This window comes from Sphaerisporangium sp. NPDC005289 (genome assembly GCF_040607455.1).
In the GTDB taxonomy this organism is placed as follows: domain Bacteria; phylum Actinomycetota; class Actinomycetes; order Streptosporangiales; family Streptosporangiaceae; genus Sphaerisporangium; species Sphaerisporangium rhizosphaerae.
The window spans coordinates 185,553-202,992 of record NZ_JBEXGS010000016.1; the positions used below are offsets into that span (position 1 = coordinate 185,553).

Here is a 17,440-nt window from a genome sequence, read left to right on the forward strand (position 1 = left end):
GGGTCGGGGGCGGCACCGTCGGCCGGGCGCTCCCGGCCGGTCACCGATCAGTTGGCGCGGCGCATCGCTTCGGTGATGCGCTCGGCGGCGGCGACGACCGGAGCGGCGTGCATGCGGCCCGGCGTGCGGGTGAGGCGCTCGATCGGCCCCGAGACCGAGACGGCGGCGATGACCTTGCCGCCCGCGCCGCGGATGGGCGCCGAGACGCTGGCCACGCCCTGCTCGCGCTCGCCGACGCTGTGCGCCCAGCTGCGCCTGCGCACGCTGGCCAGCGTGGCGGCGGTGAACTTGGCCCCGCGCAGGCCGCGGTGCAGCCGGTCGGGCTCCTCCCAGGCCAGCAGCACCTGGGCGGCCGAGCCGGCGGTCATGGGCAGCGAGCTGCCGACCGGCACCGTGTCGCGCAGGCCGCTCGCCCGCTCGGCGGCGGCGACGCACACGCGCTCGTCGCCCTGCCGCCGGTAGAGCTGGGCGCTCTCGCCGGTCAGGTCGCGGAGCTGGGTGAGGACGGGGGAGGCGACGGCGAGCAGGCGGTCCTCGCCTGCTGCGGTGGACAGCTCGGACAGGCGGGGGCCGAGGATGAAGCGGCCCTGCGTGTCCCGGGAGACGATGCGGTGGTGTTCCAGCGCGACGGCCAGCCGGTGGGCGGTGGGACGGGCCAGGCCGGTGGCCTGGACGAGCTGTGCCAGGGACGCGGGGCCCGCTTCGAGGGCGTTGAGCACGAGGACGGCCTTGTCGAGTACGCCGACTCCGCTAGAGTTGTCCATACCCCGATACTGCCGTCTCGCTATCCGAGATGCAACTGGCATATGGGAGAGGGGCGGGTAGGCTGTCCATATCCCGAAATTTCTGTCTTGTCATATGAGACGTTTTCCGGGGGACCGAGACGCAAGGAGGCGTTCAGGACATGGGTCGCACACTGGCCGAGAAAGTATGGGAGCAGCACGTCGTCCGCCGTGCCGACGGCGAGCCCGACCTGCTCTACATCGACCTTCACCTCATCCACGAGGTGACCAGCCCGCAGGCCTTCGACGGCCTTCGCATGGCGGGGCGCAAGGTGCGCCGGCCCGACCTGACCATCGCCACCGAGGACCACAACGTCCCCACCGTGCTCGGCCCGATCGCCGACCCGGTCTCCAAGGCGCAGGTCGAGACCCTCCGCAAGAACGCCGCCGAGTTCGGCGTCCGCCTCCACCCGATGGGCGACGCCGGTCAGGGCGTGGTGCACATCATCGGCCCGCAGTTCGGCCTCACCCAGCCGGGCATGACCATCGTCTGCGGCGACTCCCACACCTCCACCCACGGCGCGTTCGGGGCGCTCGCCTTCGGCATCGGCACCTCCGAGGTGGAGCACGTGCTGGCCACCCAGACCCTCCCGGCCTACCGGCCCAAGACGATGGCCATCGAGGTCAGCGGCGCCCTGCCGTACGGCGTCACCGCCAAGGACCTCATCCTCGCCATCATCGCCAAGATCGGCACCGGCGGCGGCCAGGGCCACATCGTCGAGTACCGCGGGCAGGCCATCCGCGACCTTTCGATGGAAGGCCGCATGACCGTCTGCAACATGTCCATCGAGGCGGGCGCCCGCGCGGGCATGATCGCGCCGGACGAGACGACGTTCGCCTACCTCCAGGGCCGTCCGCACGCCCCCACGGACGAGGCGTGGGACGCCGCGGTGGAGTACTGGCGCTCGCTGCGCACCGACGACGACGCCGTCTTCGACACGGTCGTCGAGATCGACGCCTCGACGCTGTCGCCGTTCGTCACCTGGGGCACCAACCCGGGCCAGGGCGCGCCGCTGACCGGCGCGATCCCCGCCCCCGAGGACACCTCCGACCCGGCGGCCGCCCAGCGCGCCCTGGAATACATGGGCCTCACCGCGGGGACGCCGCTCGGCGAGATCGAGGTGGACACCGTCTTCGTCGGCTCGTGCACCAACGGCCGCCTGGAGGACCTGCGCGCCGCCGCCGACGTGCTGCGCGGACGCACGGTCAAGACGCGCACGCTGATCGTCCCCGGTTCGATGCAGGTCAGGGCCGAGGCGGAGGCCGAGGGCCTGCACGAGGTCTTCCAGGCCGCGGGCGCCGAGTGGCGGCAGGCCGGGTGCTCTATGTGCCTGGGCATGAACCCCGACACCCTCTCGCCGGGCGAGCGCAGCGCCTCCACCTCCAACCGCAACTTCGAGGGGCGCCAGGGCAAGGGCGGGCGCACCCACCTGGTGTCGCCGGCCGTCGCCGCCGCCACCGCCGTCACCGGCCGTCTCACCGCGCCCGCCGACCTGTAAGGAGCTCGCGACCATGGAAGCCTTCACCACCCACACCGGCCGGGCGGTGCCGCTGCGCCGCAGCAACGTGGACACCGACCAGATCATCCCGGCGGTCTGGCTCAAGCAGGTCAGCCGCACGGGGTTCGAGAAGGGCCTGTTCGCCGCCTGGCGCGAGGACCCGGCCTTCGTCCTGAACGACCCGGTCTACGCCGGCGCCACGGTGCTGGTCTCCGGGCCCGACTTCGGCACCGGCTCCTCGCGCGAGCACGCCGTGTGGGCGCTGCAGCAGTACGGCTTCCGCGCCGTCATCGCCGCCCGGTTCGGCGACATCTTCCGCAACAACGCCACCAAGATGGGCCTGCTGCCGGTCGTGCTGCCCGCCGCGACCGTCGAGGCGCTGCAGGCGGCCGTCGAGGCCGATCCGGCCACCGAGGTGACCGTCGACCTGGTCGGCCGCGAGGTGCGCTGGGACGGCGGCTCGGCCGGTTTCGAGATCGACGACTACACCCGCTGGCGCCTGCTGGAGGGGCTGGACGACATCGGGCTGACCCTGACGCACGCCGACGATGTGACGGCGTACGAGAATGGTCGGCAGCCATGGCTGCCGACGACCGTCTGAACGACACCGCGGGCTCCGAAGACGAGCTGGCGCGGCGGTTGCGCGACGTTTACCGTCGGGTGGCCGCCGCACGCATGTCCCCTGAGAACAAGGAACGCTTCGCACGCCGCTTTGTGGCCATATGTGACAGTGCGAAGCGTGATGTCGATCACGCCTGCGCCCGCTTGGACGCCTTTCTCGCCGACCTCGAAGCCGAATCCGACACGCCGGGTAGGCGAAACATCGCGGAATGTGATTGAGTCCTGGCCGTGTGTCCTTTAATTTCAAGCGGGTAAGGGGTTTCTGACCGTTGACTGGTGGGTGCGTGCCGAAACCCCGCACCTGGCACACCGGGTGAGAACGGGGTCGCGCACTGCCGGCCGCGATGTTCATCCTCAGACAGCGGTAACAGGGGGAGCAAGCTAGATGAACAAGCGAGAACTCGTCGACGCGATCACCGATCGGGTCGGCGACAGGAAGACGGCCACAGAGGCCGTGAACGCCATAATCGAGGCCATCCAGCACGCTGTCTCGAACGGGGACAAAGTCTCTATCACGGGCTTCGGAGCGTTCGAGATGGCGCACAAGCCGGCCCGCCAGGCAAGGAACCCTTCGACCGGTGAGCCCATCAAGGTCTCCGAGAGCTGGGCGCCCAAGTTCCGGCCCGGCGCCGACTTCAAGGACCAGGTGAACGCCGCGGGGAAGAAGCTCGCCAAGAAAAAGTGATCACCTGACCCATGAGCACCTGACCGGCGATAACGGCGCCCGGGATCCCCGCCAGGGATCCCGGGCGCCCCCGTCCGTGCCCGGCCCTCCGCCCGCGCTCCGCGGCGCTGGCGGTCCATACCCCGCGCGCCGCGCGCTCTGTCCGTGCTCCGCGCTGTATTGAGGGTCCGCGCCGGCGCTCCGCGCGCTCTGTCGGAGGGCCGGCCAGAGGGTCCTCAACCGGGCCCCGCGTGTTCGGGGCCGACCTCGCCCGGTGACGCTCCGCGAGGGGCGTTACGCGCCGCTCTCGGGCAGAGGGAAGGTCGACAGGGTGATCACGGTGACGGTGTCGTCGGTGAGGGCGAAGTTCACCCGCTGGCCCGGGCGCAGCAGCCGCAGCGGGCCCGCGTCGAAGGCCGCGGCGCCGAAGGGGATCTCGCTGCCGTCGTCGAGGAAGAGCGAGCCCGACCGGGTGTCCGGGTCGAAGCTCCGCACCGTGGCCTGCACGCCGGCCAGTCTACTCCGCCGATATTCGTTTGACCGGTCCCCGGAGAGCGGCCATGGTGCCGTCCATGGCCACGACCGACACCACCGACACGCCGGACACGCCCGACGGGCCGGATACGGCGGACGTGTCAGATGCGGCGGACGTGCCGAATGCGGCGAAGGTGCCGAATGCGGCGGACGTGCCGAATGCGGCGGATACGTCCGAGCCGCCGGACGCGCCCGACCGATCCCGTGGATCCCGTGGATCCCGTGGATCCCATGGTCTCTGGCGCGGCAGGTCGTACGTCCTGTTCGTCGGCGCCGACGCGGTCAGCCAGGTCGGCGCGCAGGTGAGTCTCGTCGCCCTGCCGCTCGTCGCGGTGCTGAGCCTGCACGCGGGGCCCTTGCAGGTCGGCCTGCTGACGGCCGCCCAGATGGCGGCCTTCCTGCTGATCGGACTGCCCGCAGGGGTGTGGGCCGACCGGCTCCCGCGCAGGCGCATCCTCGTCGCGGCCGACCTGCTGCGCGCGGTGGCGCTCGCGAGCATCCCCGTGGCGGTGGTGGCCGGCGGCCTGTCGCTGCCCCATTTGTACGCGGTGGCGTTCGTCACCGGGGTCGGCACGGTGTTCTTCGATGTCGCCCACATGAGCTTCCTGCCGTCCATCGTCGACCGGCGCCACCTCGCCCGGGGCAACGGGACCATCGAGACCATCCGCTCGACGGCGTCGCTGGCCGGGCCCGGCCTCGGCGGGTGGCTCGTCCAGGTGGTCACCGCGCCGCTGGCCCTGCTCGCGGACGCCGTCAGCTACGCGCTGTCGGCGGTGATGCTCAGCGCGATCCCCGCCGCCGGGACGCCGCCGCCCCGCGCCGACTCCGGCAGGCCGAGCCTGTTCACCGAGGTCGCCGAGGGGGTGCGCTACGTCGCGGGCCATCCGGTGCTGCGCGTCATCGCGCTCGTCGGCGCCCTCAACATGCTGGGGTACGGCGCGTGGACGTCGGCTCAGGCGCTGTTCGTGCTGCGCGAGCTCCGGCTCGGCCCCGGCCTGTACGGCGCGGTCATCTCCGCCTCGGCCTTGGGAGGCCTGCTGGGCGCCGTGGCCGCCCCGCGCGCCGTCGCCCGCTGGGGGACGGGCCGCACGCTTTACGGCGCGGCGGCGGTCGCGCTGCCCGCCACCCTCGTCGCGTGCCTGGCCGCGCCCGGCTGGCGCGTCGCGCTCTTCCCGTTCGGCCTGGCCGTGGCCGGGCTCGCGGGGACGGTGTTCAGCGTGACGCAGCTGAGCTACCGGCAGGCGATGTGCCCGCCGCGCCTGCTCGGCCGGATGAACGCCTCCATGCGGTTCCTGATGTGGAGCGCCATGCCGTTCGGCGGCATCCTGGGCGGGCTGGTGGGGGAGTGGCGCGGGGTCGGGGACACTCTGTGGGCGGCGGCGGGCGTCATCGCCCTCGCGCACGTGCCGGTGCTGGTGGCCTTCCGGCGGATCACCCGCCTGTAGCGCTACCGCTCTCCGGGGGCACCGGAGCCACCGCCGTCCCCGGGGGCACCCGAGCCACCGCGCTCCACCGGGGCGCCGGTGTCGCCGCCCTCCACCGGGGCGTCGGTGTCGCCGTTCTGGCCCGCCGGGCTTCCCGGCTCGATGTAGCTGGCCAGGCCGCGGATGATGATCTCCAACCCCAGCTCGAACCGGGCGTCGTAGGTGCCGCCGAACATCATGTCCGCCATGGCGAGCAGGTTCGGGAAGCGGTCGGGCGGCAGCGTGTCGAAGTACGCCTTGATGGTGGCCCGCATCTCCTCCCAGGTGCGCGCGTCGGTGTTGCGCTGGCGCTCCTGCCACATGCTCTGCTCGTAGGTGAACCCCTCGAGGAACGTGGAGATCATGTCGCCCGCCGTGGCGGCCACCCGGTCGGGCAGCCCGGCGGCGCGGAAGATGGCGAGCATGCGCTCGACGTGCGGGAGCAGTTCGGGGCTGAAGGGCACATGGGCCATGGAGATGCGGGCCATGTCGCGGTGGCTGAGCAGCCGTGCCCGGCCCTGGACGGCGTAGTCCCTGACCTGCTCGCGCCAGCGCGCGGGGTCGGGCTCGGGGAGCTCCTGGCCCTCGAACAGCCGGGCGTACATGCGCTCGAGGAGCTCGTCCTTGCTCGCGACGTGGGCGTACAGCGCCGAGACCGCGACGCCCAGCTCGGCGGCCACCTGGCGCATGCTCAGGCCGTCGTACCCCTCGCGGTCGAGGACGGTGAAGGCGGCATCGACGATGCGGCCGAGGGTGAGCGGCACGCGCGCGGGGGCGGCGCGCCTGCGTGACCGCTCCCATGGGGGCGCGGGGACCTCGTTCTCCTCACTCCGTGGCTCGCTCATGCCTCACCGCCTCGTTCCTGATCGCTACCCACGGAGTCTAGTTGGCCGGTCGAACGCCGCTCGCGGTGGTGAACGCCGCTCTTTTTCGCGATATATCTTGTGTCGCGGTCGAATGCGACATATCTTGAGAACGCCGAACAGGCTCGCGAACGCCGTTCAATTGTAGAACGGCGATCAGCTATGGTGAACAGTGTTCAGATCGACGATGCCGGCCGCCCGGCGCCGACCCCCCGCAGAAGGAGTTCTCATGACCACCACAGACGCGACCGCGCCGGCGGCGCCACCCGGGACGGCCCCCTACCGCTGGCGGTGGGCGGCCCTGTTCGTGATCCTCGCCGCCGAGGTGATGGACCTGCTGGACGCGATGGTCACCAACATCGCCTCGCCGACCATCCGCGCCGAACTGGGCGGCAGCGCCGCCGTCATCCAGTGGCTCGGCGCCGCCTACACCCTGGCCATGGCCGTCGGCCTCATCACCGGCGGACGGCTCGGCGACATCTTCGGCCGCAAGAAGATGTTCATCATCGGCGCCGCGGGATTCACCCTCGGTTCCCTGCTGTGCGCCGTGGCCCAAGGCCCCGAACTGCTGATCGCCGCGCGCGTCGTCCAGGGGCTGTTCGGCGCGGTCATGCTGCCGCAGGGCCTCGGCATGATCAAGGAGATGTTCCCGCCCAAGGAGATGCAGGCGGCGTTCGGCATGTTCGGCCCGGTCATGGGCCTGTCCTCGGTGGGCGGCCCGATCCTCGCCGGCTGGCTGGTCGACGCCGACTTCTGGGGCACCGGCTGGCGGATGATCTTCCTGATCAACCTGCCGCTGGGCCTGGCCGCCGTGCTGTTCGGGCTGCGCTTCCTGCCCGAGTCGCGCTCGCCCCACCCGCTCAAACTGGACGTCGCGGGCATGGTGCTCGCCTCGCTGGCCGGTCTGCTGATCATCTTCCCGCTGGTGCAGGGCCGTGAGCACGACTGGCCGCTCTGGTCGCTGCTGATGATCGCCGGGTCCGTCGTGGTGTTCGCGGTCTTCGGGTGGTACGAGTCGCGCAAGGCCAGGGCCGGCGGCGACCCGCTCGTCGTGCCGAGCCTGTTCCGCAAGCGCGCCTTCACCGGCGGCCTGGTCACCGGGCTGGTCTTCTTCTCCGGCATGATCGGCTTCACGCTGGTGTTCAACCTCTACACCCAGATCGGCCTCGGCTACTCCACCCTCAAGGCCGGCCTGTCGATGGTGCCATGGTCGCTCGGCATGGTCGTCGGCTTCGGCATCGCCCAGCCCCTGCAGAAGTACGGGCGCAAGCTGCTGCACGGCGGAACCCTGCTCATGGCCGTCGGCGTGCTCGCGATCCTGGTCACGCTCAACCTCGCGGGCGTCGGCGTCACCCCCTGGCAGCTCACCCCCGCGCTCGCGGTCACCGGCATCGGCATGGGCCTGCTCATGGCGCCGTTCTTCGACATCGTGCTCGCCGGCGTCGAGCAGCACGAGACCGGCTCGGCCTCGGGCACCCTCACCGCCGTCCAGCAGCTCGGCAGCGCCTTCGGCGTGGCGCTCCTCGGCACGGTGTTCTTCGGCCTGCTCGGCGGCAACGTCGGCGCCGCCGCGGACGACACCGCCCCGAAGCTGCGCGCCGAGCTGGCCGCCGTCCAGGTGACCGGCGCCCCGCAGGACCGCCTGGTCGAGGGCGTGCGCGCCTGCGTGCACGATCGCGCGGTCGCCAAGGACCCGGTGCTGGTGCCCGCCTCGTGCGAGCGGCTGCAGGCCGACGCGGCGTCGGCGGCCAAGGGGCCGGAGGCGGGCGCGGCCATCGGCAGGGCCGTCGCGTCGGCCGGTACCGAGGCGGCCAAGCAGGGCTTCAGCGTGGCGATGAAGACGATCCTGTGGGTCGTGGACGGCATGCTGCTGCTGACCTTCCTGGTCGCCTTCCTGCTCCCCAAGCACGCCCGCGAACAGGAAGAGGCGTAGTTTCCGGCCCCGCTTCGCTCGGCGGCTCGGGGCGCGGCTCCTTGTGGCCCATCCGTTGGAATCGCCTTGGAAGGAGAGTCAGGAAGGAGTCTCCCGGGTGGGGGACTCCTTCATCGTCTCCACCACCGCGCGGGTGCGGGGGCCGACGCCGAGGGCCAGGGCCGCCGCGAGGTCCGCGGGGGTGTCGACGTCCGTGCGGACCGACACGATGCCGTCGGGCGTCAGCTCCTTGGCCCCGCCGCCCAGGTGCCTGGCCCGCGACTCCCCGCCGAACCGCGGCCGGAAGGCCACGCCCGGACGCACTCCGTAGAAGGTGGTGCCGACCTCCGCGGCGTCCGGGACGAACGCCTGGTCGAACTCGGCCGCCGCCGCCAGCGCCACGCCGAGCTCCGCCGGACGCAGGGCCGGCAGGTCGGCCTGGAGCGCGCCGATCGGCCCGTCCGGCGCCAGGCCCAGGGCATGCGCCGCGCCGGCCCGCAGCGCGGCGTTCAACCCGGCCTGTGGGTCGGGCACCACGTGCGCCCCGAGCGCCGACAGCGCCTCGGCGGGCACCGGGTCGCCGGTGACGACCACGACGCGGGCCACCGCCGGGCAGGCCAGCGCGGCCGCGACCGTGTCGCAGGCGATCGCCACGGCCAGCGCGGCCCGGTGCGGACCCGCCGCCGCGGCCAGGCGTGTCTTGGCGGCGATGAGGGTCTTGACCGGCACCACCATGGTCCAGCCGGGCCGCGGGCCGGGCCCGCCAGGTTGCGTACGGCGCATGGCTTAAGCATCCCGCCTCGACATTCCGTGGAGGCACCCGGGAGACTGAGGGCGCACAGGCATGACTGGAGGAGTCGATGAGCCGCCCCGGACGTCCGCCCATTTTCTGGGAAGCCCTCGTGGTCGCGATCGTGAAGACGGTGTTGCTGCTCTTCACCAAGCGCGACTGGCGGGGCCGCTCCAACGTTCCCCGCAAGGGCGGTGTGATCATCGCGGCCAACCACCTGTCGTGGAGTGATCCGCTGCTGTTCGCCCACTTCGCCTACAACAACGGCCGCTGGCCGGTGTACCTGGCCAAGTCCGGGGTCTTCGACATCCCGGTCATCGGCACCATCGTCAGAAAGTGCAGGCAGATCCCGGTGCACCGCGGCAGCACCGACGCCGCGCGCTCGCTCAAGGACGCCGAGCAGGCCCTCAGGGAGGGCTCCTGCGTGATCTTCTACCCCGAGGGCACGATCACCCGCGACCCCGAGTTCTGGCCCATGGGCGCCAAGACCGGCGTCGCCCGGCTGGCGCTGGCGACCGGCGTCCCGGTCATCCCGGTGGCCCACTGGGGCGCCCAGGAGCTGCTCCCGTACGGCCAGAAGAAGCCCCGGCTGTTCCCCCGCAAGACCTTCCGGGTGATCGCCGGGCCGCCCGTCGACCTGTCCAAGTACGCGGGCCTGCCGATGCGCTCCCAGGTCCTGAAGGAGGCCACGGCCGACATCATGGCGGACATCACCTCCCAGCTCGCCGACCTGCGCGGCGAGAAGGCGCCCGACGCCCCCTTCGGCGAGCCCGAGACCCGCGCCGGGTGACGGCGCGCCGGCGGCCTCGTCCGCCGGCGTCGCGGTGGCCATGACAGTGAACGATCCGGCGGTGACCGTCAGAGACGGCCATGTGCCGCGGAGTGGGCGTACGGTGAGCAGATGACCAAGGCCGTCGTTTTCGGAACCGGTTCGTGGGGGACGACCTTCGCGATGATCCTGGCGGAGGCCGGCACGCCGACGACCCTGTGGGGACGGCGGGCCGAGGTGGTCGAGTCCATCGACCGCAGGCGCGAGAACCCCGAGTACCTCCCCGGCGTGCGGCTTCCCGCGACGGTGCGCGCGACCACCGACCCGGTCGAGGCCATGGAGGGGGCCGACTTCGTCGTGCTCGCGGTGCCCTCCCAGACGTTGCGCGGCAACCTGGCCCAGTGGAGCCCGCACATCCCCTCGCACGCGGTGCTCGTCAGCCTGATGAAGGGCATCGAGCTGCGCACCTCGCGGCGGATGAGCGAGGTCATCTGCGAGGTCGCGGGCGTCCCCGCCGAGCGGGTCGCGGTGGTCTCCGGGCCCAACCTGGTGGGCGAGCTGATCAGGCACGAGCCGGCCGCGACCGTGGTGGCCAGCGTCGACGACGAGGTGGCCGCGCGGTTGCAGGAGGCCTGCCACCTGCCGTGGTTCCGCGCCTACACCAACACCGACGTGGTCGGGGTCGAGCTCGGCGGCGCGGTCAAGAACGTCATCGCGCTCGCGGTGGGCGTGGCCGCCGGCATGGGGCTCGGCGACAACGTCCGGGCGATGCTGATGACCCGCGGCCTGGCGGAGATCTCCCGGCTCGGCGCGGCGCTCGGCGCCGACCCGCACACCTTCGCCGGCCTCGCCGGCATGGGAGACCTCGTCGCCACCTGCACCTCCCCGTTGTCGAGGAACCGCACCTTCGGCGAGAATCTCGGCCGGGGCATGACCATGGCCGAGACCATCGCGGCCACCAGGCAGACCGCCGAGGGGGTCAAGTCCTGCGAGTCGGTCCTCGACCTGGCGAGGAAGCACGACGTGGAGATGCCGATCACCGAGGTCGTGGTGGGCGTCGTCCATGACGGAATGACCCCGAGCGAGGCCGCGATGCTGCTGATGTCACGGACTCCCAAGCCCGAACGGTACGGCGTGTGACTTCCTCCCGACGCATGCGCAGGAGGCTCGGCGAGAACAGCCGGGCCGTCCACCTGCCACCGGTCCCGGCCTCCCGCCAGCTCCCCATCGGGCTGCCCGTCTGGCGCACCTCCGCGTGGAGCTTCGAGGGCTCCGCCGAGTACGCCGACGTGCTCGGCGACCGGGCGCCGGGGTTCGCCTACAGCCGCGTCGACAACCCCACCGTGGCGGCGTTCGCCTCGGGCATCGCCGCGCTGGAGGGCGCCGCGGCCCCCGAGGACGTCGCCGGGCAGGCGTTCGCCTCGGGCATGGCGGCCGTCAGCGGGGTGCTGATGACGTTCCTGCGGGCCGGCGCGCACGTCGTCGCGCCCGCCCACGTCTACGGCGGCACCTACTCGCTGCTGTCGAACGTGCTGTCGCGGTTCGGCGTGTCGGTCGACTTCGTGGACTACGCCGACCTGCGCCGCGTCCACGCCGCCGTGCGCCGCACCACGAAGATCATCTACGCCGAGACGCTGAGCAACCCGACGATGGCGGTCGCCGACATCCGCGGGCTCTACCGCATCGCCCGGGACGCCGGCGCGCTGCTGGTCGTCGACTCGACCTTCGCCACCCCCGTGGTCTGCCGGCCCCTGGAACACGGCGCCGACCTGGTCGTCCACTCGGCCACCAAGTACATCGGCGGGCACGACGACGCCACGGGCGGCGCGGTCGTGGGGCGTCCCGACCTGATCGCGCAGATCCGCGAGGTGCGCATCGACACCGGCGGAGCCCTGGCCCCCGACGAGGCGTTCCTGCTGCGGCGGGGCCTGGCGACGCTGACGCTGCGGGTGCGCCGCATGTGCGCCACCGCGATGGTCTTCGCCGCGGCCGTCGCCAAGCACCCGGCGGTGCGCCGCGTCGACTACCCCGGCCTGGCCGGCCACCCGGGCCACCAGCTCGCCCGCCAGCTCTTCGACGCCGGCCCCGAGGGCACCAGGTACGGGGCGTGCGTCACCGTCGTCCCGAACGGCGGTTACGAGGCCGGGGTCATGCTGGCCGACACCGTGCGGCTGCCGCGCATCGCCGCCTCGATCGGCGGCGCCGAGACCAAGGTCGCCCACGTGGCTTCCACGACCCACCGCCGCCTCGACGAGCCCGCCCGGGCCGGCTCGGGCGTCGACGCGGGGGCCGTGCGCTTCTCCATCGGCCTGGAGGACGCCGAGGACCTCATCGCCGACGTCACCGAGGCGCTCGACGCGCTGCGCTCGAACACCGCCACCCGCGCCTGACCATTCCGGTCCGTCGGCGGGCGTCATGGGACGACGCGCCCCGCACCTGACAAGCAGGGACGACAGTGACGCAAGGTAGATTCGGGCATCATGAACGAGCAGCAGGAATCCCGGCCGCGCGTACGGGTGGCGGTGGTCTTCGGGGGCCGTAACTCCGAGCACGCGGTGTCGCTCATGGGCGCGGGCAGTGTCCTTTCGGCCATCGACCGGTCGAAGTACGACGTCGTGCCCATCGGCATCTCGCCGGACGGGCGGTGGGTGCTGGCGACCGACGACCAGCGGTTCGAGATCGAGGGCGAGGAACTGCCCAGCGTGGACCCGGCCGGCGCGGCGCTCGCGCTGCCGTCCGGAGGCGGTCCCCTCGTGGCGCTGGACGCCGGGACGATCCCGGCCTCGCTGGGACAGGTGGACGTCGTCTTCCCGATGCTGCACGGCCCGTTCGGCGAGGACGGCACCATCCAGGGCCTGCTGGAGATGGCCGGCGTGCGCTACGTCGGCTCGGGGGTGCTGGCCAGTGCCGTGGGCATGGACAAGGCGTACATGAAGGCTTTGCTGGCCTCGGCCGGCCTGCCCGTCGGGCCGTACGTCGTCGTGCGCGACCGCGACTGGCGCCTGGACCGCGACCGGGTGCTCAAGGACGTCGAAGCCCTCGGCATGCCGGTCTTCGTCAAGCCCTCCCGGGCCGGGTCCAGCCAGGGCATCACCCGGGTGGACGACGTGCAGGGCCTGGAGCGGGCCGTGGAGCTGGCCCGTGAGCACGACCCGAAGGTCCTGGTCGAGGCGGCGATCGAGGGTCGCGAGATCGAGTGCGCGGTGCTGGAGTGGCCGGGCGACGAGCCGCCGCGGGCGAGCCTGCCCGGCGAGGTGCTGGTGGAAGAGTCGCACGAGTTCTTCGACTTCTCGGCCAAGTACATCGGCTCGGACATGGCGCTCAGCGTGCCGGCCGACATCCCCGAGGCGGTCGCGGAGGAGCTTCGGGCGATGGCCGTACGGGCGTTCGAGGCGCTCGGGTGCGAAGGGCTGTCGCGCGTGGACTTCTTCTACACGCCGACGGGGCATCTGATCCTCAACGAGATCAACACGATGCCGGGCTTCACGGCCATGTCGGTGGCGCCCCAGCTGTGGGCGGCCACGGGCCTCTCCTACGCCGAGCTGGTGGACCATCTGATCCAGCTCGCGCTGCACCGCCCCGTCGGCCTGCGCTGAGCCGCCGGAGGGGGTCGCCGCGGGTGGAACGGCCGGAGCGCGTCATCGCGGGCGGAAGGGCCGTCGGCCCGCCCGCGGCGGCCGCTCCGGTCAGGGACGTCGGGCGTCGGTATGCGAGTCGCGGCGGGCGTCGGCGCGCGGGTCGCGGTGGGCGTCGGGCCGGCCGCGGGGTTTCAGTGGCCGGAGAACGCCGTCTTGATCGGGGCGGCCAGGTCGACGAGCACGGCCGCGGCCTGGTGCCTGGAGGAGATCGTCAGCTCGACGTAGTCGCCGTGGACCAGGGCCGTGAACAGCGACGGCCTGGCCGGGTCGGCGTACCACGGCACGCCGTTGATCTCGGGAACCTGCTCGGTGGGATCGAGCGCGGCGGGGCGCGGCACGCCGCAGCGCAGCGCGATCTCGCCCGAGCCCCACACCGCCACGTACGGCGAAGGGGGTTCGGACGGGACGCGCTCCGCGCCGTCGAGCGTGCGGGGGAGCCGGCCGTCCAGGGACGCGCAGGCGGCCGCCGTCGCACCCTGGGGGGCCGGAGGCTGCACCCGGACCGCCGCGCCGCAGCCGGCGGTCAGGGACAGCGCCGCCAGGCACGACGCGGCCACGACGGCCCGCCCCATGGCTCCCCCCGAAGACCTCGACGCTCAGATGTGCACGATCGGACAAGTAAGGGTACGCGTGATCCCCTCGACGGCCTGAATCTGCGCGACGACCAGCTTGCCTAGTTCGTCCACGTTGTTGGCCTCGGCGCGGACGATCACGTCGTACGGGCCGGTGACGTCCTCGGCGCGTGTCACACCCTGGATGCCCGCGATCGCGCTTGCGACCGCGGCGGCCTTGCCGACTTCTGTCTGGATAAGGATGTAGGCCTGCACCATCACGTCCTCCCGCGGGGGCGAAGCTGGTTTGTTTCAGTGCCGTTACTCGATCAGTCCGAATCGCAACCGTACATGCAACAGACCTGGAGGTGTGCTATCACAGCCGCAGATCTTGGCGAATTTGGGATCATTGCCCGTATTGCCGGACGTTTGCCACAATTTCCGGCGGTATTGCTCGGTCCTGGGGACGACGCCGCGGTGGTCCGCGCCCCTGATGGACGGGTGGTTGTGACGACAGATCTCCTACTCGAGGGTAGGCACTTCCGTCGCGATTGGTCCAGTGCGTACGACATCGGGCGCAAGGCGGCGGCGCAGAACCTCGCCGACGTCGTGGCCATGGGCGCCGATCCCACCGCCCTGGTGGTGGGCCTCGGGATGCCCGGGGACACCGCGACCGACTGGGTGGACGGCCTCACCGACGGCTTCGGCGAGGAGTGCGCGCTGGTCGGCGCGAGCGTGGCGGGCGGCGACATCGCCAGGTCCGATCTTGTTGTGCTGGGGGTCACCGCACTCGGCGACCTCGGCGGACGTGCCCCGGTGACCCGCTCCGGAGCGCGTCCCGGCGACGTGGTGGCCGTGGCGGGGCGGCTCGGCCACGCCGCGGCCGGGCTCGCGCTGTTGCTGGCGGGCGGCGCCGACGACGCCTTCCCCGAGCTGGCCGACGCCCACCGGCGTCCCAGGCCGCCGTACGCGTGCGGGCCGCGGGCGGCCGTTCTCGGCGCCACCGCCATGGCCGACGTCAGCGACGGGCTGGTGCAGGACCTCGGGCACATCGCCTCTGCCAGCCGGGTGCGCATCGAGGTGGACCCCGCTTCCCTGCCCGTCCCCGCACTGCTCGTCGCCGCCGCGGCCGAGCTCGGCCAGGACCCGGTGGAGTGGGTGCTGACCGGGGGCGAGGACCACGCGCTGGTCGCCGCGTTCCCGCCGGACGTCTCGCTGCCCGCTGAGTGGAAGGTCATCGGGCGGGTGGCGGAGGGGGAAGGCGTGCAGGTCAGAGGGCGGGTGGGGCAGAGAAGTGGCTGGGATCACTTCCGTGATTAACGTGAAAATTGTGACAAAGACGTGTTGAAGGTGTTATGAAGTGACGCGCTGTGGTTTCTAGGAGGAAGGCGCTTCATGGGACGGGGACGCCACACGTCATCGCGAGGCCGAGGGTCCGACCCCGACGGGGCGGACGAGCGCGGAGCCTCGGGCCGGCGCGACGACGACCGGGGAACCGAGGAATGGCTGGCCCCCGCCGCCTGGCCCGACGACGACCCCAACGCCCCGGCCTGGCCCACACCGGCCTCCGGCGCCTCCCCTGGCCCTGGCTCTCCCGCCTGGCCCCCACCGGCCTCAGGCGTCTCCCCGGGCCCTGGCACCCCAACCTGGACCGAATCCCCGCCCACGGGCGCCCCGGCGTGGCCGGACTCGCCGTCCTCTGGCCCTTCGGCGTGGCCTGAGCCACCGTCTCCTGTTCCTTCGGCCTGGTCCGGGCCGCCGTCCACAGGGGCCACGGTGTGGCCGGAGCCCTCGTCCCCTAGCCCCTCCGCCTGGTCCGAGCCCTCCTCCGCGGGCCCCTCGGCGTGGCAGGAGTCGCCGTCCGCGGGTGCGGGCGTGGAGGCCGAGCCGCCGAGGTCCAGTGCGTGGGACGCCGTGCCCACCCCCGCCTGGCCGACCGCCTGGGGCGACGAGCCGGAATCGGCCGGTCCTGCCGAGGACGCGCCGCGAACGGCCCACGCGCCGCCGCCCGCCGGGGACATGCAGGGGGTGGTCCCTGGGCCGCTTCCCGGTGAGGACGTGCCGGCCGGGGGGCCTCGCTCTGGTTTCGGGGAGGACCTGGCGCGGATGTCGCCTTGGTCCGCCGCCGGCGGGGACACGCTGCGTGCCGGCTACCCGGCCGGTTCCGGCGACGGCCTGAGGGCCGGTCCCGGGGCCGGCTCCGAGGACGACTTTCCCCGCGTCGGCCCGTGGCCGAGGTCGGAGGACGACCTTTCGCGCGTCGGCCCGGGGCCGAGCTCGGAAGGCGCCTCTCCGCGCGTGGGACCGGGGCCGCGTTCGGAGGATGACGTCCTGCGGGTCGGGCTGGCGCCGGGCGGTGACGAGCGTCCCGGCGGTCCCGCCACCGAAGGTCCACACGACGGCGGAGGCCGCAGGCGCGGCCGGCGGCGCGGCCAGGACGGCGAGGACCGTCCGAAGGCCCGGAGGGGGCGCCTCGCGGCGCTGTCGGCCGTGGCCGTGGTCACCGCCATCACGACCGCCGTGATCGGCGTCAAGCTGTCCTCCGGCCAGGTGGACCTGGTCCGGCCGCCGGACTGCCCCAAGGGCCAGGTCTGCGCGGCCATCGCCCCCGGCAAGCCACAGCGGCAGGACACCCCGCCCAGCGACACCGAGACGCCCGACACCGGCGCCCCCTCCGACGAGGCGTCCGCTTCCCCCAGCGCCGGGTCGCCCAGTTCGTCGTCCCGCCGTTCCTCCGCGCCCACCTCCGGCGCGAGCCGTCCGCCCGCCCACCGGACGCCGCAGCCTTCGGCCCGGCCGACGCCGGAGCGCACCCGGACGACCCCCACCGGGCGGCCGAGCCCGCAGGAGGACACCGCGGACCCCACGCCGGACCCCGAGGAAACCGACATCACCACCTCGCCCGAAGCGACGCCTGAGGCCGATGACGCCGACCCGTTGGTCGCGCCGGGCCGGGTGGCCGTCGACTTCGGCGTGTCGGCGGTGACGCCCGCCGGGTACACCGGCCGGTTGACGATCACCAACACCGGGGCCGCGCTGGACGGCTGGAGTGTCCGTGTGCCGGTCGGCGGCGAGGTGACCGGCGCCGACGGGGCGGAATGGACGCAGAAGGGCGACCTCCTGGTGCTGTCCTCGGCCGCGACGCTGGGCGAGGGCGAGACGGTCGTGGTGTCGTTCACCGCCGACGGCGACTCCGCCTCCCCGGAGACCTGCCAGCTCACCGGAGGCAGCTGCCGCCTCCGCACCGACGACGCCTTCTCCTCCGAGGTCGCCCCCGAAATCTCCCTCCAGTAAGCCACCTCCTCTCCCCCCTCCAGCGGGCTCCCAGCGGCATAGCGGCCCCTCCTGGCCCCG

General features: G+C 72.7%; 18 protein-coding genes. 12 read left to right on the plus strand and 6 right to left on the minus strand.

Annotated features, from left to right (window positions below; all coding sequences use genetic code 11):
• Positions 1-47: 47 nt before the first annotated feature.
• Complete coding sequence (locus tag ABZT47_RS26495; protein WP_354847437.1) at positions 48-764, minus strand: IclR family transcriptional regulator; 717 nt, start codon at positions 762-764, stop codon at positions 48-50.
• Between the two features lie 140 nt (positions 765-904).
• On the opposite strand from ABZT47_RS26495, the gene leuC reads away from it, so the two are divergent.
• The 4 genes from leuC (at position 905) to ABZT47_RS26515 (ending at position 3,587) form a co-directional block, all read left to right on the plus strand.
• Entirely contained in the window at positions 905-2,281 is a 1,377-nt protein-coding gene (gene leuC / locus ABZT47_RS26500) for a 3-isopropylmalate dehydratase large subunit (protein ID WP_354847440.1), read from the plus strand.
• A 13-nt stretch (positions 2,282-2,294) separates the two neighbouring features.
• A complete protein-coding gene (gene leuD / locus ABZT47_RS26505) occupies positions 2,295-2,882 on the plus strand; it encodes a 3-isopropylmalate dehydratase small subunit (RefSeq protein ID WP_354847443.1) in 588 nt (195 codons plus the stop codon).
• Positions 2,861-3,121, plus strand: a complete 261-nt coding sequence (locus ABZT47_RS26510; protein WP_354847446.1) for a hypothetical protein — start codon at positions 2,861-2,863, stop codon at positions 3,119-3,121. Before leuD ends, ABZT47_RS26510 begins: the two co-directional genes overlap by 22 nt.
• Before the next feature lie 166 nt (positions 3,122-3,287).
• Positions 3,288-3,587, plus strand: a complete 300-nt coding sequence (locus ABZT47_RS26515; RefSeq protein ID WP_354847449.1) for an HU family DNA-binding protein — start codon at positions 3,288-3,290, stop codon at positions 3,585-3,587.
• 273 nt (positions 3,588-3,860) lie between these two features.
• Here the strand turns inward: ABZT47_RS26515 and ABZT47_RS26520 are convergent, their stop codons facing one another.
• Entirely contained in the window at positions 3,861-4,073 is a 213-nt protein-coding gene (locus ABZT47_RS26520; RefSeq protein WP_354847452.1) for a hypothetical protein, read from the minus strand.
• A 65-nt stretch (positions 4,074-4,138) separates the two neighbouring features.
• Here ABZT47_RS26520 and ABZT47_RS26525 point away from each other — a divergent pair, with 65 nt between their 5' ends.
• A complete protein-coding gene (locus tag ABZT47_RS26525) occupies positions 4,139-5,545 on the plus strand; it encodes an MFS transporter (RefSeq protein ID WP_354847455.1) in 1,407 nt (468 codons plus the stop codon).
• A 2-nt stretch (positions 5,546-5,547) separates the two neighbouring features.
• Here ABZT47_RS26525 and ABZT47_RS26530 read toward each other — a convergent pair whose 3' ends face one another.
• Positions 5,548-6,408, minus strand: a complete 861-nt coding sequence (locus ABZT47_RS26530; protein WP_354847458.1) for a TetR/AcrR family transcriptional regulator — start codon at positions 6,406-6,408, stop codon at positions 5,548-5,550.
• Positions 6,409-6,655: 247 nt separating this feature from the next.
• Here ABZT47_RS26530 and ABZT47_RS26535 point away from each other — a divergent pair, with 247 nt between their 5' ends.
• Positions 6,656-8,359 carry an MFS transporter gene (locus ABZT47_RS26535; protein ID WP_354847461.1) on the plus strand — a complete coding sequence of 568 codons (1,704 nt, stop codon included), beginning with the start codon at positions 6,656-6,658 and terminating at the stop codon, positions 8,357-8,359.
• Between the two features lie 78 nt (positions 8,360-8,437).
• On the opposite strand, the gene cofC is transcribed toward ABZT47_RS26535, so the two are convergent.
• A complete protein-coding gene (gene cofC / locus ABZT47_RS26540) occupies positions 8,438-9,121 on the minus strand; it encodes a 2-phospho-L-lactate guanylyltransferase (RefSeq protein WP_354847464.1) in 684 nt (227 codons plus the stop codon).
• A 119-nt stretch (positions 9,122-9,240) separates the two neighbouring features.
• Between cofC and ABZT47_RS26545 the strand changes: the two genes are divergently transcribed.
• The 4 genes from ABZT47_RS26545 to ABZT47_RS26560 all read left to right on the plus strand — a co-directional run bounded on the left by ABZT47_RS26545 (position 9,241) and on the right by ABZT47_RS26560 (position 13,493).
• Positions 9,241-9,918, plus strand: coding sequence for a lysophospholipid acyltransferase family protein (locus tag ABZT47_RS26545; protein WP_354847467.1), 678 nt, complete (start codon positions 9,241-9,243; stop codon positions 9,916-9,918).
• Between the two features lie 111 nt (positions 9,919-10,029).
• Positions 10,030-11,037: an NAD(P)H-dependent glycerol-3-phosphate dehydrogenase gene (locus ABZT47_RS26550; RefSeq protein ID WP_354847470.1), complete on the plus strand. Its 1,008-nt coding sequence runs from the start codon at positions 10,030-10,032 to the stop codon at positions 11,035-11,037.
• Positions 11,038-11,051: 14 nt separating this feature from the next.
• Complete coding sequence (locus ABZT47_RS26555) at positions 11,052-12,287, plus strand: aminotransferase class I/II-fold pyridoxal phosphate-dependent enzyme (protein WP_354847544.1); 1,236 nt, start codon at positions 11,052-11,054, stop codon at positions 12,285-12,287.
• Between the two features lie 90 nt (positions 12,288-12,377).
• Positions 12,378-13,493 (plus strand): D-alanine--D-alanine ligase family protein, encoded by a 1,116-nt coding sequence (locus ABZT47_RS26560; RefSeq protein ID WP_354847473.1) that lies wholly within the window; start codon positions 12,378-12,380, stop codon positions 13,491-13,493.
• A 173-nt stretch (positions 13,494-13,666) separates the two neighbouring features.
• On the opposite strand, the gene ABZT47_RS26565 is transcribed toward ABZT47_RS26560, so the two are convergent.
• Positions 13,667-14,107 carry a DUF3515 family protein gene (locus ABZT47_RS26565; protein ID WP_354847476.1) on the minus strand — a complete coding sequence of 147 codons (441 nt, stop codon included), beginning with the start codon at positions 14,105-14,107 and terminating at the stop codon, positions 13,667-13,669.
• 24 nt (positions 14,108-14,131) lie between these two features.
• Positions 14,132-14,365, minus strand: coding sequence for an Lrp/AsnC ligand binding domain-containing protein (locus tag ABZT47_RS26570; protein ID WP_354847479.1), 234 nt, complete (start codon positions 14,363-14,365; stop codon positions 14,132-14,134).
• Positions 14,366-14,437: 72 nt separating this feature from the next.
• On the opposite strand from ABZT47_RS26570, the gene ABZT47_RS26575 reads away from it, so the two are divergent.
• Entirely contained in the window at positions 14,438-15,406 is a 969-nt protein-coding gene (locus ABZT47_RS26575; protein ID WP_354847482.1) for a thiamine-phosphate kinase, read from the plus strand.
• A gap of 786 nt (positions 15,407-16,192) precedes the next feature.
• Positions 16,193-17,380: a cellulose binding domain-containing protein gene (locus ABZT47_RS26580; protein WP_354847485.1), complete on the plus strand. Its 1,188-nt coding sequence runs from the start codon at positions 16,193-16,195 to the stop codon at positions 17,378-17,380.
• The last annotated feature ends 60 nt before the right edge of the window (positions 17,381-17,440 follow it).

Bases quoted from the DNA above. Each gene is read 5' to 3' on its own strand.
- ABZT47_RS26495 (WP_354847437.1), bottom strand. From the start codon at position 764: ATGGACAACTCTAGCGGAGTCGGCGTACTCGACAAGGCCGTCCTCGTG.
- leuC (WP_354847440.1), top strand. From the start codon at position 905: ATGGGTCGCACACTGGCCGAGAAAGTATGGGAGCAGCACGTCGTCCGC.
- leuD (WP_354847443.1), top strand. From the start codon at position 2,295: ATGGAAGCCTTCACCACCCACACCGGCCGGGCGGTGCCGCTGCGCCGC.
- ABZT47_RS26510 (WP_354847446.1), top strand. From the start codon at position 2,861: ATGGCTGCCGACGACCGTCTGAACGACACCGCGGGCTCCGAAGACGAG.
- ABZT47_RS26515 (WP_354847449.1), top strand. From the start codon at position 3,288: ATGAACAAGCGAGAACTCGTCGACGCGATCACCGATCGGGTCGGCGAC.
- ABZT47_RS26525 (WP_354847455.1), top strand. From the start codon at position 4,139: ATGGCCACGACCGACACCACCGACACGCCGGACACGCCCGACGGGCCG.
- ABZT47_RS26530 (WP_354847458.1), bottom strand. From the start codon at position 6,408: ATGAGCGAGCCACGGAGTGAGGAGAACGAGGTCCCCGCGCCCCCATGG.
- ABZT47_RS26535 (WP_354847461.1), top strand. From the start codon at position 6,656: ATGACCACCACAGACGCGACCGCGCCGGCGGCGCCACCCGGGACGGCC.
- cofC (WP_354847464.1), bottom strand. From the start codon at position 9,121: ATGCGCCGTACGCAACCTGGCGGGCCCGGCCCGCGGCCCGGCTGGACC.
- ABZT47_RS26550 (WP_354847470.1), top strand. From the start codon at position 10,030: ATGACCAAGGCCGTCGTTTTCGGAACCGGTTCGTGGGGGACGACCTTC.
- ABZT47_RS26555 (WP_354847544.1), top strand. From the start codon at position 11,052: ATGCGCAGGAGGCTCGGCGAGAACAGCCGGGCCGTCCACCTGCCACCG.
- ABZT47_RS26560 (WP_354847473.1), top strand. From the start codon at position 12,378: ATGAACGAGCAGCAGGAATCCCGGCCGCGCGTACGGGTGGCGGTGGTC.
- ABZT47_RS26565 (WP_354847476.1), bottom strand. From the start codon at position 14,107: ATGGGGCGGGCCGTCGTGGCCGCGTCGTGCCTGGCGGCGCTGTCCCTG.
- ABZT47_RS26570 (WP_354847479.1), bottom strand. From the start codon at position 14,365: ATGGTGCAGGCCTACATCCTTATCCAGACAGAAGTCGGCAAGGCCGCC.
- ABZT47_RS26575 (WP_354847482.1), top strand. From the start codon at position 14,438: ATGCAACAGACCTGGAGGTGTGCTATCACAGCCGCAGATCTTGGCGAA.
- ABZT47_RS26580 (WP_354847485.1), top strand. From the start codon at position 16,193: ATGTCGCCTTGGTCCGCCGCCGGCGGGGACACGCTGCGTGCCGGCTAC.